This is a genomic window from Methylobacterium terricola (assembly GCF_006151805.1).
Classification (GTDB): Bacteria; Pseudomonadota; Alphaproteobacteria; order Rhizobiales; family Beijerinckiaceae; genus Methylobacterium; species Methylobacterium terricola.
Window position 1 is genome coordinate 90011 of sequence record NZ_VDDA01000001.1, and the last position, 15878, is coordinate 105888.

Below are 15878 nucleotides of genomic sequence, written 5' to 3' on the forward strand. Positions count from 1 at the left end.
AGCCCTCAGGCCAACCAGGGGTAGGTGACAGATTTTATCAGATCGTATTGCAAAGTTCACCTGACCGAGTTAGGCGTGTTGCACTACCAAAAAACTCAGATGGTGAGTACAAAAACTTACCTAAACCCATGCTAGATGCAAATTTCGATCCGAGCGATCGAAAGTTCGCCGCCCTGGCGGCTCAAGAAAGAGTTCCAGTTGCGAATGCTACGGACAGCGATTGGTTAAATGCAGCGGAAGCTCTAAAAGATTCCGACATAGCCGTAAACCATTTGTGTGGTTGCAACCCAGATGTGTGGTTTACAAAATAAAGGGATAAAACAACAAATATTATGGAGATATAGATAAAATTATAAATTAATTGTTAAAAATGTAATCGAATAGAATTACTCCCGCACCATCTAACTCACGCTATAAAATAGATACAAAATAGAGACTATTTTCGCCTCAACTCACCTCCACCTGCACCACCCCCGGCACCGCCCTCAAAGCCCCCGCAATCTGCGGCGTCGCCTGATACTTCCCCCCCAGCTTCACCTCCACCTCCCGCTCCCCGCCATCGAGGATCAGGATCAGCGACACCTCCCCCTCCCCTCTGACCTGCAACCGCTGCTGCACGCTGGAGATCGGGCGCTCGTCGCGCAGGTAGATCCGCATGCCCTTCTGGTGGCGAGCGGCGGCCTGGTCGAGGGGTTCACAGGTCTGGATGCGGGCGCGGACGTCCTCGCCCTCGGTGCTGGCCTGGAGCTGGAGCACCAGGGCGGCGCCGGGCTCCAGCATGTCGCGGTAATGCGAGAGGCCTTCCGAGAAGATGATCGCCTCGAAGTGGCCGGTCTGGTCGGAGAGCGTGACGATGCCGAGCTTGTTGCCGGTCTTGGTGCGGCGCTCGGCGCGGTCGAGCACGCTCGCCGCGACGCGACCGACCGTCGAGGTACCGGCGCGGACCGAGCGGCAGAACTCGGCCCAGGTCTGGACCCGGAGCTTCTGCAGCAGGTCGCCGTACTCGTCGAGCGGATGGCCGGAGAGGAAGAAGCCGACCGCGTCGTATTCGCGCTTGAGCCGGTCGGCCATCGGCCAGTTCTCGTAAGCCGGGATGCGCAAATTCACCTCGGCGGCGACGACGCCGCCGAACATGTCCATCATGCCGACGGTCTCGGCTTCCGCCGCGCCTTGGGCGAGCCGCATCATCGGCTCGACGGCCGCAAAAGCCTTGGCCCGGTCGGGCTCGATCGCGTCGAGGGCGCCGGCGGCGACGAGGTTTTCGAGCGTGCGCTTGTTGACGAGCTTCGGGTTCAGGCGCCGGGCGAAATCACCGAGATCGCGGAACGGCGTGTCGCCGCGGGCCTGCACGATCGCCTCGACGGCGGCGCGGCCGACGCCCTTGATGGCGGCGAGCGCGTAGCGGATCGCGCCGTCATGCACCTCGAAGGTGACGCCGGAGCGGTTCACGTTCGGCGGCTCGACCTTGATGGTCATCCGCTGCGCGTCCTGGCGCAGCTCGGCGAGCTTGTCGGTGTTGTCGATGTCGAGCGACATCGAGGCGGCCATGAACTCGACGGGAAAATTCGCCTTGAGGTAGGCGGTCTGGTAGGTGATCAGCGCGTAGGCTGCGGCGTGCGACTTGTTGAAGCCGTAATCGGCGAACTTCGCGAGCAGGTCGAAGATCTCGTTGGCCTTGCCCTTGTCGAGGCCGCGCTCGACCGCGCCCTTCACGAAGCGGTCGCGCTGGGCGTCCATCTCCGCCTTGATCTTCTTGCCCATGGCGCGGCGCAGCAGGTCGGCGTCGCCGAGGGAGTAGCCGGCCAGGACCTTGGCCACCTCCATCACCTGTTCCTGGTAGACGATGATGCCGAAGGTCTCGGCGAGGATCGGCTCCAGCTTCTCGTGCGGGTACCAGTTCTTCTCGTTGCCGGCGTCGCGGCCGAGCTTGCGCTCGCAATAGACCGGGATGTTGGCCATCGGGCCCGGGCGGTAGAGCGCCACCAGCGCGATGATGTCCTCGAACCGGTCGGCGCACATCTCGACCAGCGCCTTGCGCATGCCGGCCGATTCCACCTGGAACACCCCGACCGTCTCGCCCTTGCGCAGGCGCTCGTAGGTGAGCTGGTTATCGATCGGCAGCGAGGGCAGATCGACCTCGATCCCGCGCAGCTTCAGCAGGTCGGTCGCGGCGCGCAGCACCGTCAGGGTCTTGAGGCCGAGGAAGTCGAACTTCACCAGGCCAGCCTGCTCGACCCACTTCATGTTGAACTGGGTCACCCGCATCCCGGTCTTCGGATCGCGGTAGAGCGGCACCAGCTCTTCCAGCGGCCGGTCGCCGATCACCACGCCGGCGGCGTGGGTCGAGGCGTGGCGGTGCAGGCCCTCGAGCTTCTTGGCGATGCTCATCAGCCGCGCGACGACCGGCTCCTCCTCGATCGCGCTCTGGAGCTTCGGCTCGCCCTCGATGGCTTGCGCCAGCGTCACCGGGTTGGCCGGGTTCTGCGGCACCAGCTTCGTCAGCTTGTCGACCTGGCCGTAGGGCATCTCCAGCACCCGGCCGACATCGCGCAGCACGCCGCGGGCGAGCAGCGTACCGAAAGTGATGATCTGGCCGACCTGGCCCTCGCCGTAGCGCTCCTGCACGTAGCGGATCACCCGCTCGCGGCCCTCGACGCAGAAATCGATGTCGAAATCCGGCATCGAGACGCGCTCGGGGTTGAGGAAGCGCTCGAACAGCAGGCCGAAGCGGATCGGGTCGAGGTCGGTGATGAGGAGCGACCACGCGACCAGCGAGCCGGCGCCCGAGCCGCGGCCCGGCCCGACCGGGATGTCGTGCTCCTTGGCCCACTTGATGAAGTCCGAGACGATCAGGAAGTAGCCCGGGAACTTCATGTTGGTGATGACGCGGATCTCGTATTCGAGCCGGTCGCGGTAATCCTTCTCCGTCAGCCCCTCGGCCGGGCCGTGCTGGCGCAGGCGCTCGGTCAGACCTTCCTCCGCCTGGCGGCGCAGCTCGGCGGCCTCGTCGGGGGCGATCTCCTGCGCCACCGCGGTCGTCGCGGCGGCGGCCATGGCCTGCTGGGCGGCGCCCTCCGGCGTGCCTTGCGCGGGCGTCGTCAGGCTCGGGGCACCGAAGCTCGGCAGGATGGGCTTGCGGGTGCGCGCCCGATAGGCGCAGCGCAGCGCGATCTCGACGCTGGCCTGAAGCGCGTCGGGCAGGTCGCGGAACAGCTCGGCCATCTCGGCCCGGGTCTTGAAGGCGTGGCGCGGGGTCAGGCGCCGGCGCTTGTCGTCGGAGACGAGCCGCCCTTCGGCGACCGCGAGAAGCGCGTCGTGGGCCTCGTAATCCTCCGGCTTGGCGAAGTAGGGCTCGTTGGTGGCCACCAGCGACAGGCCGTGCCGGTCGGCGAGACGGATCAGCTCGCCCTCGACGGCGCGCTCGTCGGGCAGGCCGTGGCGCTGCAATTCGACGTAGAGGCGGTCCTCGCCGAAGGCCGCCTTCAGCGCCTCCAACCGGGCGAGCGCCAGCTCGGGACGGTTCGCCCGCAAGCCCGAATCGACCGGGCCGCCCATGCCGCCGGTGAGCGCGATCAGGCCGCCGGCACACTCGGCCAGCGCCTGCGCGGAGACCCGCGGCACCTCGCCGAGGGCGTTGTCGAAATAGGCGCGGCTGGCCAGCCGCAGCAGGTGGCCGTAGCCGGTCTCGTCCTTGGCCAGCACCACGATGTGCGGATGCGTGGCGTTGAGCTTGGCGTTCGCCTCCGGCGCCTCGAAGGCGACGCTGAGCTGCATCCCGGCGATCGGCTGGATGCCGGAGCCCGCCGCCTTCTCGGAGAATTCGAGGGCGCCGAACAGGTTGTTGGTGTCGGTGAGCGCCAGTGCCGGCTGCCGGTCGGCGCCCGCGGCCTTCACGAGGTCGCCGATCTTCAGGGCGCCCTCGAGCAGGGAATACGAGGAGTGGACGTGCAGGTGGACGTAGCCGACGGGCTTCAGGATCTGCAAGGCGACTCACTCCTACCGAGCGAGACAGGATTCCCGGTCGCAGGTGAGGAGTCACGACCCGGGCCGCCTCACCGGGCCGAAAATCGCCGGGGATTCACCGGCGAATCACCGGAACCTTCCTGGACGTGGCCGCAGGGCAACGCCGCCGGTCAATGCATCGGCGACAGGGCCACCGCCCACAGGACGACGGCGCCGGTCAGCAGCCCCATCGAAGCGACCTCCGTGACAGCGAGGAGGATCTTGCGTATGTTCATGGTCTGTCCCCTTTCGTTGGCTGGATGTTTGTTCTTGTTTTGTTCCATGTCAAAGGGGGATCGCGTCGGATCCGGTCGGTGTGGTGAACGGTTGGTTGACGGGGCGGGCAGCGATCGGGATGCCCGGATCCCGGGGCATGGGTTCCCTGGGTCTGCTGCGCCCGCGTTGCGGCTCGGTCGTCCGCGGCCTATCTAGGCGCAACCTTGACGGTGGGCCGCCGGCCTGCCGGGAGTCTTTTTTCGTTCTTCAAGCACGAGGTGGCGCATGGCGCGCGACGTGTCCGACGCGACCCCGCTCAGCGCGCGGTCCGAGCTGATCGAGTGGTTCGCGGCCGGCGAGAAGCCGCACGACGCCTTCGCCATCGGCACCGAGCACGAGAAGGTCCCGTTCTACCGCGCCGACCACGCGCCGGTGCCCTACGAGGGCGCGCGCGGGATCGAGGCGCTCCTCGACGGCCTGCGGGCGATCACCGGCTGGGAGACGATCGAGGATGCCGGGAAGGTGATCGGCCTCGCGGCGGTCGAGGGCGGGGGCGCGATCTCGCTCGAGCCCGGCGGCCAGTTCGAGCTCTCGGGCGCGCCGCTCCCCGACGTGCACGCCACCGCCCACGAGCTGAGCCAGCACCTCGACGCGGTGGCCCGAGCCGCCGATCCCCTCGGCATCGGCTTCCTCACCCTCGGCATGAGCCCGAAATGGACGCGGGAAGAGACGCCCGTGATGCCGAAGAGCCGCTACCGCATCATGAAGGGCTACATGCCCAAGGTCGGGAGCCTCGGCCTCGACATGATGCTGCGCACCGCCACCGTGCAGGTGAACCTCGACTTCTCGTCCGAGGCCGACATGGTGACGAAGATGCGGGTCGGCTTGGGCCTGCAACCGGTCGCGACCGCCTTGTTCGCCAACTCGCCCTTCACCGACGGGAAGCCGAACGGCTTCCTGTCGCGCCGCTCCGAGATCTGGCGCGACACCGATCCCGACCGCACCGGCATGCTCGCCTTCGCCTTCGACGAGGGGTTCGGCTACGAGGCCTACGCCGACTGGCTCCTCGACGTGCCGATGTACTTCGTCAAGCGCGGCGAGACCTACCACGATGTCAGCGGGCTGTCGTTCCGCGACCTGATGGAGGGGCGGCTCTCCGCCCTGCCGGGCGAGCGCGCCACGGTCTCGGACTGGGCCAACCACGCCTCGACCGCCTTCCCCGAGGTGCGGCTGAAGCGCTTCCTCGAGATGCGCGGGGCCGATGTGGGTGATGCCAACATGATCGCCGCGCAAGCCGCGTTCTGGACCGGGCTCTACTACGATCCTGCCGCCCTCGACGGCGCCTGGCAGCTGGTGCGCGAGCTCTCCGCCGAGGAGCGCGAGACGATGCGGGCCGAGGCGCCGCGCCTCGGGCTCGACGCCCCGGCCGGCAAGAGGCGCCTGCGGGACCTGGCCCGCGACGCCCTGGCGCTCGCGGAATCCGGCCTGAAGGCGCGGGCACGCCACGACGCGCAAGGGCGCGACGAGACGCTCTACCTCGCGCCGCTCCAGGCCGTCGCCGCCTCGCGCACCCGGGCCGAGGACCTGCTCGCGCTCTATCGCGGGCCGTGGAACGGCTCGGTCGACCCGGTCTTCGGCGCCTGCGCGTTCTGACACGGGGCGCCACCGCGCCGGCCGGCGGCGAGCCGCGATCCGGCATGCTCAAGCTTAGCCGTCCGGCCGCCCAGTCCATCCGGAAGCGGCCGGCGCGCAGGCGCAGGGTAAGCGTAGCCGATACGGATTGACGGTTCGTCAATCTGCTCCGAATCCTGGAACAGATCCCGGCCCTTGGTCGTTCTTGAGGCCTACGGGGCACGTTCCTCAGACCGATCGGAGCAATCCAAGATGTCTCGCATCACCACCTTCGCCGTGATGGCCAGCGCCGCCGTCGCCCTGACCGCCGGCACCGTCGGCGCCCAGGCCGCGCCGCTCCCGGCCGCGACCTCGGCCGCGATCGCCGGCTCGGGCGCGACCGTCGACCAGGTGCGCTGGCGCGGCGGCGGCTATTACGGCGGCGGCTACCGCGGCTATCGCGGCTACGGCTACCGCCGCGGCATCGGGGCCGGCGGCGCGCTGGCGGCCGGCGCGGCGCTCGGCATCATCGGCGGCGCGCTCGCGGCCGGCACCGCCTCGTCCTACTATGGCGGCGGCTACGGCTACCCGGCCTATGGCGGCTATTACGGCGGCGGCTACGCCCCGGTCGGCGGCTACGGCTACGGCTACAGCTATCCGTCCTACGGCTACAGCTACCCGTCCTACGGTGGCTATTACGGCTACGGCTACTGAGACCGGCCGCACCGGCTGACCAAGGAGAGCCCGGCGCGGGATGCCCCCGCGCCGGGCTTTTCCGTGGCCGGCCCTCCCGGGTCGGGCTTTCTCGCGCTCGCGGGATGTGCTCAACCGATCCGAGGGCCAGCCAGGGGCGACGATGCGGTACCACGACCTCGACCTGCGCGGACTCAAGTGCCCCCTGCCGGTGCTGAGGACCGCCAAGGCCCTGCGCGGATTGGCGCCGGGCGAGGGACTGTCGGTGCGCTGCACCGACCCGATGGCTGCCATCGACATTCCCAACCTGCTGCGCGAGACCGGGGACCGTCTCGACCGGATGGAGCGGGACGACGGCGTCCTGACCTTCGAGGTCCGTCGCGGGCCAGGGGCCGGCCGGCACGCCGAGACCGAGGAGGATGCCGCGTGAACCGGGACGACGACGTACCGCGCATCGAGGGCACCCGCACCGTCTACGAGGGCTGGGCGCGCTACCTCGTCGCGGAGGTGCGGATGCCGGACGGCAGCCGCATCGGCCGCGAGATCGAGGATCACGGGCCGGCGGTGGCCGTTCTGCCCTACGATCCGGACCGCCGGGTCGCCCTGCTGGTGCGGCAGTTCCGCACGCCGCCCTGCTTCGTCGACGGCACGCCGTCGCTGCTGGAGGTGCCCGCGGGCCTGCGCGAGGAGGACGATCCCATGGCCTGCGCCCGCCGCGAGGCTTTCGAGGAGGTGGGCCTGCGGCTGTCGCAGCTGGAACCGGCCGGCCGGGTCTGGTCGCTGCCCGGCCTCTCGACCGAACGGATGGACCTCTTCCTCGCCCCCTACCGGGTCACCGACCGCGAGGGCGCCGGCGGCGGCCTGGCGGAGGAGAACGAGAGCATCGAGGTGGTGGAGGTCGCCCTCTCCGACCTCGCCGCCCTGGCCGACCGGGGCGCGGTGACCGACCTGAAGACGCTCTGTCTCACCCAGACCCTGCGCCTGCGGCATCCGGACCTGTTCGCGGATCGCACCGAAACGCGCAGTTGAGGTCGAAAGGCAACGCCCGCATCCTGAACGGGCGGTGTACAAGCGCTGGCGTTCACGGTTTCGTGATCGGGGCTAGCGTCTCGTTCATCAGCTGTTAACTTTAGGCGGTTCCGATAGCCCTCCGTCGCAGGGGCCTCGACAGGAGACGCCGATGTTCAGCATTGGACCCTTCCACCGCCCGACCGGGCAGCCCACCGGGTTCACCACCCCGCTCCTCCCGCTGGAGCCGGACTTCCTCGATCCCGCCCAGGCCGCGCCGCGCGAGGCATCGCCGGCGCCCGTGGAACCCAGCATGGGCCGTCATGCCCTCTCGATGCTGGTCCTGCTCTGCCTCACCCTGGCGGTGCATTCGGCGGTCGGCTGGTGGACGCTTCCCGGCAAGGCCCCGATCATGGCGCCCTCCGCCCATTCCGCGCCGACGATCCAGGGGCCGATCCACCTGACGAGCGTCCGCTCGCCGTCCTGAACCGGCGCGCCGGCCCACGCCGGCGTCCCGGGATCTCGATCCGCCGCCTCGCGCTTCGACGCCGGCGGCGGTCGGTCACCTCCCTGCATCGCGACGACCCTCGGCTCTCGGACGCTGGATCGGGGCATCGTGATCGCGTGACCCTCGCCGTCGCGCCGCCAACGGCAGCATCCTCGCACCTGCGGCATCGCTTCCAGCGATCCTGGGCCGGCCATGCCGGACCCCGGGGCGGGTCGGCACGTTGCCGCCCTGCGCGAGGAGACGGCGCGGCGCCGCTCCTTGCCCGACTGTACTTTGGTCATGATCGTGTCGAAAGCCCGGCGGTTTCGCGGCCCTCCCTCTTGCGCGTTTCTACCGAGTCGTTAACGTCACGTTCAACCCAAGAAAATCAGTCGTGATTCGGCGCCAGGGAGCCAGCGCATGTCTCAGATCATTCGCGTCAAGCCCACGCAGGACGGTACCTATACGGTGTATCGCGGCACGCTCGTGCTGGTCAGCGGCCTGACCCGTGCACAGGCCGAGAGCTACGAGGCCACGCTCGCCCAGAACGAGCGCAAGCCCGACGAAGCGGTCCACTGAGCGTATCGCGCCGCCCAGGCGGCGCGCCTGTGGCCGATCTTCGGCCCGTGCCGACGACGCGGTGCGCCGTCGGCTCATCGGTGCCGGTGAGTGATGTTCTCCCGCCTCGGCTCGACAGCCGCGCGCGCGTACCGCGTCCCGAGGCCGGTCTGAACTCTTTGCGCAAGGTGCCTGGCGCGGATGCCGGCCTCTCTCGACGTCATCCTGGGACCCGCCGCAGGCGGGAACGCAGGCTGCCTAACCGCTGACGCTCCCGGATGACGAGGGAGGAAGTCACGGCGGTCCGTTCACTCATACACTCTTCGATGTCGCTGCCGGTTCGCATGCGCGGTCGTCGGCCTTCGCATCCTCGAAGACCTTCACGACATTCGTGCATGGAACTGGTCTCGCCTGCAGTGAGCCAGGGATGATGGCGAGATCTGTCGATCCAACCGCCAGACCGACCGGACACCACCAGGCAAACCCTGCGTGATTGGCCTCGGCAGCCATCACGATCTCCTCGTCATCCCCTGCTTTGCGTCGCAGCCCCGGAATGCCGGTCGAGGCTTTCCGCTGTGCCGGCCGGGGCCGACAAGCCCCGGCCACGGTCTCGAACCACGGCTCGCCGAGCAGCGGGACGAGGCAGGGCCACGCGGCCGGGACGCCGGCCCCACGACCCTGTCCCGTCACCGCCCGGTCCAGCGCGGCGGGCGCTTGCCGAGGAAGGCCTCCATCCCCTCGCGGAAATCCGCGCTGGTGTAGCATTGCAGAATGAGATCGTCCCCGGCCTCGGACGGGGGCTCGTCGCGGACCCGGCGCAGGCCCTCCTTGGTCGCGGCGAGGGTCCGCGGCGCGTGGCCGGCGACCAGGCGGGCGAGGTCGGTGGCCCGCGCATGCAGGGCGTCGACATCCGCCACCACCTCGCTCACCAGCCCGATCGTCCGCGCCTCCTCGGCCTCGACCAAGCGGGCCGAGAAGATCATCTCCTTGACCCGCGCGGCGCCGACCAGCGCCGAGAGCCGGCGCAGGTTGGTGACCGAGAGGCAGTTGCCGAGAGTGCGGGCGATCGGGAAGCCGAACCGGGCGTCGCGCGTGGCGATCCGCAGGTCGCAGGCCGCCGCGATCGCCGCGCCTCCGCCGGTGCAGGCCCCGGCGATCGCCGCGATGGTCGGCTTGGCGCATGCCTCCAGCGCCCCGAGCACCCGGTCCATGAAGCGCTCGTAGGCGAGCGCGTCCTCGGCGGTGGAGAAGGCGCGGAACTGCGCGATGTCGGTGCCCGCCGCGAAGGCGCGGTCCCCCGCGCCCTGGATCACCACCGCGCGGATCGCCGGATCGGCGCCGATCGCCAAGCTGAGGCCGTGCAGGCGCTCGTACATCGCGAAGGTCAGGGCGTTGCGCGCCTGAGGCCGGTTGAGGGTGATGCGGGCGATGCCCTCGTCATCGACCCCGTAGAGCAGCTCGTCGGTTTCGGTGGGGGCGTCGGTCATGGCGGGGTCCGGATGCGGCGTGCCGCCGGAGCGTAGCGACTGCCGCCTTCCCCGTCTCCCGGTGACGCACGGTCGCGCCGTGGACCGCAGCGCCCGCCCCGACGTTGATGCGCGATCGACACGAACGGAGGCGACGCGTGAGCAAGGACACCGAATCACACGAGGAGACCTATGCGGCCTTCCGCGAGGCGGTGAACATGACGCCCGGCGAGCTGGAGAAATGGCTCGACAGCGAGGACAGCCAGTCGGTCGGCTGGAGCGACGGGGGCAAGAAGGACAGCGCGAAGGGCGGCGAATCGGTCGGCCACCACCAGGGGCGGCGGATCGTCGAGATCAAGCACACCAAGAAGGCCGACCTGACCGACGACGACTACGCCGACATGCGCAAGGTGGTGGGCTACGTGAAGCGCCACCTCGCCCAGGGCGGTCCCAAGGAGGACGTGAAGAGCTCGCGCTGGCGCTACTCGCTCATGAACTGGGGCCATGATCCGTTGAAGGATTAGGCAAACCTGCGACCGCGACACGGTGGCGCGGGCCGGAGCGCAAGTTTCTCCGGCGCTGCCATTCGCCCGAGAACTGTTTCCGTCGCCGGACCCACTGACGAAACGAACCATGCTCCGGCCCCAGTTCGGCCCGGATCTTGCTCACCCTGGCCGGTACCTCAACGTCTTCGCATCGCGGCAGCGATGTGGCTGGATGGGGTCAAGCAAGGGCGGTCAGGGCCGAATGGCCCGGCACGAGCGGCATGGGGGTCCGGGATGGCGGGAGCGGGTGTGCGGCGTGGCCGGGCATGGACGGCCGGCGTCGGGGTCGTGCTGGCCTGCCTCGGCCTTGCCGGGCTGACGGGCGCCTTGACCCCGGCCTTCGGAGGCCTGTCGCGAGATCTCGAGGCCATCGCGAGCCCGGAGGCCGATGGGCCGCCGGCCCGCGTCACCCTCGGACCCGGCGGTCGCGACGTGCGGCTGTGGGGCGACCTCAACGACGGCACCGCCGAGCGGCTGCGCCGTCTGCTCGACGCCAATCCCGGCGTGACCCGGCTGCACCTGACCAGCGACGGCGGCCTCGTCGACGAAGGTGCGGCGATCGGCGAACTGGTGGCCGGGCGGGGCCTGTCCACCTACGTGCCGGATTACTGCGTCTCGGCCTGCACCCTCGCCTTCGTGCGCGGGCGCGAGCGGATCATTATGAGCGACAGCCGGCTCGGCTTCCACGCCCCCTACGAGCCGGGGGCGTTCGGCGCGATGATCGCGGTCGATCCGCGCGAGGAGCGCGGCCTCTACCTCGCTGCCGGCCTCGACCCCGCCTTCATCGACCAGGCCCTCGGCACCCCCTCCCGCGACATCTGGATCCCCGATCCCGCCCGCCTGCGCGCCGCCGGCGTCGTCACCCGGGTGGTCGATCCGGGCGAGCTGCCGGATTCGACCCTCGACGACGACGATTCCTTGAGCGGTGCCCGGGCCGCCGCCCTCCGCGCCGTCGACCTCCTCGCCGCCTTCGGGGCGCGCCGGCCGGGGGTGCTCGACGGCATCGCCGCGCATTATCAGGACAGCTACCGGCAGGGCCGCAGCGAGAGCGACGGCCTCGAACTCCTGCGCAGCGAGGCGGCGGGCGCGCTGCGAGGAGCCTTCGCCGGCGCCGACGACGCCACCGTCGCGGGCCTCGGCCGCCTGGTTCTCGACGCGATGGCGGCGAGCGGCAGCGAGGAGGCGTGCCGCGCCATCGGCTGGGACGGCGACCTGGTGGCGGCGGCCGAGGCGCTGCCGGAGGGGAACGGGACCAGCCGGATGCGGGCCCTCTTGGACAAGGCGCTCACCGGGCCGAGCCTGCCGGCCCCCTCCATGCGTCCGCCCACCGGCGCCCTCGCCTGCGCCGACCTGCGCGGGCGCCTCGCCGGCCTCCTGGACAGGGGCGATCCCGCGCGCCTGCGCGAGGGTTTGCTCGGCCGCAGCGGCCGGCGCCTCGAAGCCTCGGCCCTCCCGGGCGAGCCGTAGGGCTACGGCCCTTCTGCTGCGCCTCGCGAGACTGAGCGAACCAGCGCCTCTCCGTTCATCCGGCCGGCTCTGCGCGCGTTGCGGGCCCACGCCGCACTGGCTAAGCCGGCCTCCGACCTCGCGCGGGAGCCTCATCGCCATGCAGACCTTCGATTCAGACGGCGTGCCGATCGCCTATCTCGATGTCGCGCCGAAAGAAGGAGCGGGCGAGCCGATCCTTCTCATTCACGGCTTCGCCTCGAACCACGCCGTCAACTGGGTCAACACCTCCTGGGTGCGCAGCCTGACCGGGGCCGGACGGCGGGTGATCGCGCTCGACAATCGCGGCCATGGCCGCAGCGGCAAGCTCTACGCCCCGGAGGCCTACGGCTCCGACCTGATGGCCGAGGATGCCCGCCGGCTCCTCGACCATCTCGGCCTCCCCCGCGCCGACGTGATGGGCTACTCGATGGGCGCGCGGATCACCGCCTTCCTGGCGCTCAACCACCCGGACCGCGTCCGCTCGGCCGTGCTCGGGGGTCTCGGCATCCACCTCGTCGAGGGGCGGGGATTGCCGGCCGGCATCTCGGAGGCGATGGAAGCGCCCTCGCGCGACACCGTCGCGGATCCGACGGCGCGGATGTTCCGGGTCTTCGCCGAATCGACCGGCAGCGACCTCCGAGCGCTCGCCGCCTGCATGCGCGGCTCGCGCCAGACCCTGTCACGGGCGGAGGTGGCGCAGATCGAGGTGCCGGTCCTGGTCGCGGTCGGCACCACCGACACGGTCGCGGGCTCGGGACCGGCGCTCGCCGCCCTGATCCCGGAGGCCAAGGCCCTCGACATCCCCAACCGCGACCACAACCTCGCGGTCGGCGACAAGGTGCACAAGGCCGGCGTGCTGGAGTTCCTCGACGGGCGGCCGTGAGGTCTCCTTCGTCCAGAGCCGGTTCCGGCCCGTCGGCCTGAGAGCCATCGGGCCGGTTCGGACCTCCCGTCAGACAGTCAGCCGGCCCGTCCATCGGCGCCGCGGAAGCTTGGTGCCGTAAAATCCTTGGCGCCGCTCCGGCCCGACCGGCAGTTCCAGGATCAATGGCTCGCGCCCCCGGCCCCGCCCGCTCCGCCGCGGCCGCCGGCGATGCCGGCCCCGCCCGCTCCGCCGGCGCCACCCTGCGCACCGGCACCGCCGCGACCGCCGCGACCGCCGACTCCGCCGTCGATGCTGGCGCCGTCGGGACCGTCCCGGCCGCTCGGCCTGGCCGGCACGGTGCCCGTCGCTCCGGGCCCGGTCGACGCAGCGTCGGCCTTGCCCGACGGGGTGCTCTCCACGTTGCAGCCGGCGACGAGGAATCCGGTTGCCAGAGCAATGACAGTCCACTTCATCGCGTATTCCCGCCTTCTGTGACGCGTAGGATGGTCGACCGACGGTACGGTCGCGCGTGACGAGGTGCCGGGAGCAGCCTCCCGACATCTCGGGGCGAAAGCGGCATCGGACCGTTCCCGGAGCGGGACTGTCCCGATGCGAGTGGCGTGCGTGCGATGGAAGCCGGAGCGTCCGGTCGTCAGCGGCTGGAGCCGCCGGCTCCCCCGGCGCCGCCGACGCCACCGCTGACACCGGCACCGCCCGCACCGCCGCGCCCCCCGCCCGGGCCGCTGCCGCCCCGGCCCCCGGCTCCGCCGACACCGCCATCGATGCTCGGACCGTCAGGACCATCCGCCGCGCGTTGAGACGACCCGGGCCGGCCGGCACGCCCGCCGCGCGCCATCTGGTTCCGCTCCAGCCAGAGCATGTAATAGGCACAGTCGGAGCCCGAGAACTCCGGATCGGCAGGCCTGCGCCCGCGCGTCTGGAGCAGGGACGTGCAGTACGCGATCAGATCCGACCGTACTTCGCCCCGCTCGAACAGCGGCGGCAGGCCGGGCTCGGCATCGCGCGCATCCGCCGGCACGCCCGACCGGCCGCCGCGACCGCCCTGCGCCTCCAGCACGCTGCCGCCGTCCCCGCCGCGGGCCGGCTGACCCGGCTCCGCCAGCTGGGCCTGCCGCGTCGTGGCGAATAGGGAGAGGCAGTCGCTCGGACGCCGCGAGGCGGCGCGCAGGTGAACGCGCGCCCCGGGCGACTGCATCGTGGCGATGCAGTATGTCAGGAGTGAATCGCCGGAACGTCCCGGACGACCGGCATCCTGATCCAGCGCGCCCGTCGTATTGACCCCGTCTTCGTCAGCAGTCGCCACCCCGCCGCTGCGCTCAGCCGCATATGCGAGCGGCACTGTGCTGAGACTGCTTCCGACGAGTAGCGCGATGCCAAACCATCGCGCAAGATTGGGACGGTACAGCATCTTCGCTCCTGCAGATTGCGGTCGATAGCCTGTTTTCGATTATCGATTGGCACCGAAGCACCAATGGACCGAAGCAAAGATTACATCTGCAGGTGATAATCTTGCGTTAACGCTATCAGCGGGACGAGCCGCCGGCACCACCGGCGCCGCCGACGCCACCAAACGCGCCAGCGCCGCCACCGCCACCCGCACCGCCACCGGCACCGTTGGATCCGCGACCACCAGGGCCGCCAGCCCCCCCGACACCGCCATACGCTCCAGCCCCACCGCCGCCGCCGCCACCGCCCGCACCGCCATGCGTGCCTAGACCGCCTGCGCCGCCGTTCCCGCCCACTCCGCCGTGCACGCCGCCGCCGCCCGCGCCGCCCTGTCCCCCCATTCCATTGTAGTAGCCCTGCCCGCCCGCTCCACCCGCCCCACCTTGGGCGGACGCGATCGTCGGCATGACCAGGGCAGTGATGACGGCAGCCGTAGCCACTAGTTTCGACATATCCAGCTCCGCGGGGAAGTGTGAGCGAAATCCTTCGTCGTCCGCATCATTCTGCTCTCGAAGTGACGCGTCAAGTCCCGGGATGCCTTCAACAGCAATCATTTTCATCGCATTGAACGTTTGACCCTATATGCCGGCATGCGGCATCCTTAGACTGACTTACGGCGACGTGCGGAAAAAATACCTATATTTCTTAGTCCAACGATCAAGTCAAGTTCGATCATGCGATCAGATGGAACGACTTACCGCAAATATCGAATGCCGTCTCCCGCCCCGATCTGCCGGTACGGATTGACAGTGACTGAGTGAAGAGCAAGAAGTGCAAGCGTCGCCGCCCGGCCTGGCTGAAGGCTGGGCATAATTTTGGGTTGCATCGACATGCCCGCGTGGTTCGCACCTGCCCCGGCCGTCCTCCTCATGCTGAGCATCCACGGCACTCCGCCCGTGGAAGAGGGGGCTACGGCGTGCGGTTCGTCCCGGGGTTTGACCTGCGTACAATATCGAGATCGCGTGGCGCGAGGCGGCGACGGCGGGGCGGGCGGTCCCGCCGGAGGTCAAGTCTTCCATTGCTACAAATGCACGATCACCGGGCCTACGGGCGGGGCAGGCGGACCGGGTGGCTCCTCCGATAGCGGCGGCGCGCGTCCCAAGCCGATCGATCTCGGCTCGGCGCCGGTATCAAGCTCCGTCATATCGAGATGCACTTTACGCATCGCCGGAAGCCCCGTCGTCGATGCGCAGAAATGTTTCTTCGAGAAGCTCGAGCGTAGTTTCTCGATCGTCGCCGGATCCGAGAATCGGAAGTACGTCTACAAGATGGCGGTCGCGCTGAACGACGACAAGACGGGTCGCGGCTTCCTGGAGGGAGGCAAGACTCCGGGCCGAAGAGCGCTCGGCACCATGACGCAGGAGCGGGCCTGCTGGGTCAGCTTGGACAAGAGTGTCGAACTCTGCGCTTGGAAGTAGCACTGACAAGGCGCTCATGACGGCGAACGGATCTCCTGTGATCCGGTCCCGCCG

General features: G+C 69.5%; 15 protein-coding genes. 10 read left to right on the forward strand and 5 right to left on the reverse strand.

The window, feature by feature from the left end; translation table 11 throughout:
• Positions 1 to 447: 447 nt before the first annotated feature.
• On the reverse strand, positions 448 to 3984 hold the full coding sequence (gene dnaE / locus FF100_RS00390) for a DNA polymerase III subunit alpha (protein ID WP_139033594.1): 3537 nt from the start codon (positions 3982 to 3984) through the stop codon (positions 448 to 450).
• Positions 3985 to 4503: 519 nt separating this feature from the next.
• On the opposite strand from dnaE, the gene FF100_RS00395 reads away from it, so the two are divergent.
• From FF100_RS00395 to FF100_RS36825, 6 genes are all read left to right on the forward strand, one after another.
• Positions 4504 to 5871, forward strand: coding sequence for a glutamate--cysteine ligase (locus FF100_RS00395; RefSeq protein WP_139033595.1), 1368 nt, complete (start codon positions 4504 to 4506; stop codon positions 5869 to 5871).
• Between the two features lie 231 nt (positions 5872 to 6102).
• Positions 6103 to 6543: a hypothetical protein gene (locus FF100_RS00400; RefSeq protein WP_139033596.1), complete on the forward strand. Its 441-nt coding sequence runs from the start codon at positions 6103 to 6105 to the stop codon at positions 6541 to 6543.
• Between the two features lie 142 nt (positions 6544 to 6685).
• Entirely contained in the window at positions 6686 to 6952 is a 267-nt protein-coding gene (locus FF100_RS00405; protein WP_139033597.1) for a sulfurtransferase TusA family protein, read from the forward strand.
• Complete coding sequence (locus FF100_RS00410; RefSeq protein ID WP_246101853.1) at positions 6949 to 7551, forward strand: NUDIX domain-containing protein; 603 nt, start codon at positions 6949 to 6951, stop codon at positions 7549 to 7551. The genes FF100_RS00405 and FF100_RS00410 overlap by 4 nt, the downstream gene beginning before the upstream one ends.
• A 151-nt stretch (positions 7552 to 7702) precedes the next feature.
• A complete protein-coding gene (locus tag FF100_RS00415) occupies positions 7703 to 8017 on the forward strand; it encodes a hypothetical protein (RefSeq protein ID WP_139033598.1) in 315 nt (104 codons plus the stop codon).
• Between the two features lie 420 nt (positions 8018 to 8437).
• Complete coding sequence (locus FF100_RS36825) at positions 8438 to 8596, forward strand: hypothetical protein (protein WP_171069998.1); 159 nt, start codon at positions 8438 to 8440, stop codon at positions 8594 to 8596.
• Positions 8597 to 9261: 665 nt separating this feature from the next.
• Here FF100_RS36825 and FF100_RS00420 read toward each other — a convergent pair.
• Positions 9262 to 10062, reverse strand: coding sequence for an enoyl-CoA hydratase/isomerase family protein (locus tag FF100_RS00420; protein ID WP_139033599.1), 801 nt, complete (start codon positions 10060 to 10062; stop codon positions 9262 to 9264).
• Between the two features lie 107 nt (positions 10063 to 10169).
• Here FF100_RS00420 and FF100_RS00425 point away from each other — a divergent pair, with 107 nt between their 5' ends.
• From FF100_RS00425 to FF100_RS00435, 3 genes are all read left to right on the forward strand, one after another.
• Positions 10170 to 10565: a DUF3140 domain-containing protein gene (locus tag FF100_RS00425; protein WP_139033600.1), complete on the forward strand. Its 396-nt coding sequence runs from the start codon at positions 10170 to 10172 to the stop codon at positions 10563 to 10565.
• Between the two features lie 270 nt (positions 10566 to 10835).
• Positions 10836 to 12053, forward strand: coding sequence for a COG3904 family protein (locus tag FF100_RS00430; protein WP_139033601.1), 1218 nt, complete (start codon positions 10836 to 10838; stop codon positions 12051 to 12053).
• 139 nt (positions 12054 to 12192) lie between these two features.
• Positions 12193 to 12957: an alpha/beta fold hydrolase gene (locus FF100_RS00435; protein ID WP_139033602.1), complete on the forward strand. Its 765-nt coding sequence runs from the start codon at positions 12193 to 12195 to the stop codon at positions 12955 to 12957.
• Between the two features lie 161 nt (positions 12958 to 13118).
• Here the strand turns inward: FF100_RS00435 and FF100_RS37525 are convergent, their stop codons facing one another.
• From FF100_RS37525 to FF100_RS37535, 3 genes are all read right to left on the reverse strand, one after another.
• The gene (locus FF100_RS37525; protein ID WP_205824718.1) at positions 13119 to 13412 is read right to left on the reverse strand and encodes a hypothetical protein; all 294 of its coding nucleotides are present in this window, start codon (positions 13410 to 13412) and stop codon (positions 13119 to 13121) included.
• 179 nt (positions 13413 to 13591) lie between these two features.
• Complete coding sequence (locus FF100_RS37530; RefSeq protein ID WP_205824721.1) at positions 13592 to 14368, reverse strand: hypothetical protein; 777 nt, start codon at positions 14366 to 14368, stop codon at positions 13592 to 13594.
• A gap of 39 nt (positions 14369 to 14407) precedes the next feature.
• Positions 14408 to 14665 (reverse strand): hypothetical protein, encoded by a 258-nt coding sequence (locus tag FF100_RS37535; RefSeq protein ID WP_205824723.1) that lies wholly within the window; start codon positions 14663 to 14665, stop codon positions 14408 to 14410.
• 703 nt (positions 14666 to 15368) lie between these two features.
• Between FF100_RS37535 and FF100_RS00455 the strand changes: the two genes are divergently transcribed.
• Entirely contained in the window at positions 15369 to 15824 is a 456-nt protein-coding gene (locus FF100_RS00455; protein WP_171069999.1) for a hypothetical protein, read from the forward strand.
• Positions 15825 to 15878: the final 54 nt, after the last annotated feature.

Coding starts and splice junctions, on each gene's coding strand:
- FF100_RS37525 (WP_205824718.1), bottom strand. CDS start 13,412: ATGAAGTGGACTGTCATTGCTCTGGCAACCGGATTCCTCGTCGCCGGC.
- FF100_RS00420 (WP_139033599.1), bottom strand. CDS start 10,062: ATGACCGACGCCCCCACCGAAACCGACGAGCTGCTCTACGGGGTCGAT.
- FF100_RS37535 (WP_205824723.1), bottom strand. CDS start 14,665: ATGGCGGTGCGGGCGGTGGCGGCGGCGGCGGTGGGGCTGGAGCGTATG.
- FF100_RS00415 (WP_139033598.1), top strand. CDS start 7,703: ATGTTCAGCATTGGACCCTTCCACCGCCCGACCGGGCAGCCCACCGGG.
- FF100_RS37530 (WP_205824721.1), bottom strand. CDS start 14,368: ATGCTGTACCGTCCCAATCTTGCGCGATGGTTTGGCATCGCGCTACTC.
- FF100_RS00405 (WP_139033597.1), top strand. CDS start 6,686: ATGCGGTACCACGACCTCGACCTGCGCGGACTCAAGTGCCCCCTGCCG.
- FF100_RS00400 (WP_139033596.1), top strand. CDS start 6,103: ATGTCTCGCATCACCACCTTCGCCGTGATGGCCAGCGCCGCCGTCGCC.
- FF100_RS00395 (WP_139033595.1), top strand. CDS start 4,504: ATGGCGCGCGACGTGTCCGACGCGACCCCGCTCAGCGCGCGGTCCGAG.
- FF100_RS00425 (WP_139033600.1), top strand. CDS start 10,170: ATGCGCGATCGACACGAACGGAGGCGACGCGTGAGCAAGGACACCGAA.
- FF100_RS36825 (WP_171069998.1), top strand. CDS start 8,438: ATGTCTCAGATCATTCGCGTCAAGCCCACGCAGGACGGTACCTATACG.
- FF100_RS00435 (WP_139033602.1), top strand. CDS start 12,193: ATGCAGACCTTCGATTCAGACGGCGTGCCGATCGCCTATCTCGATGTC.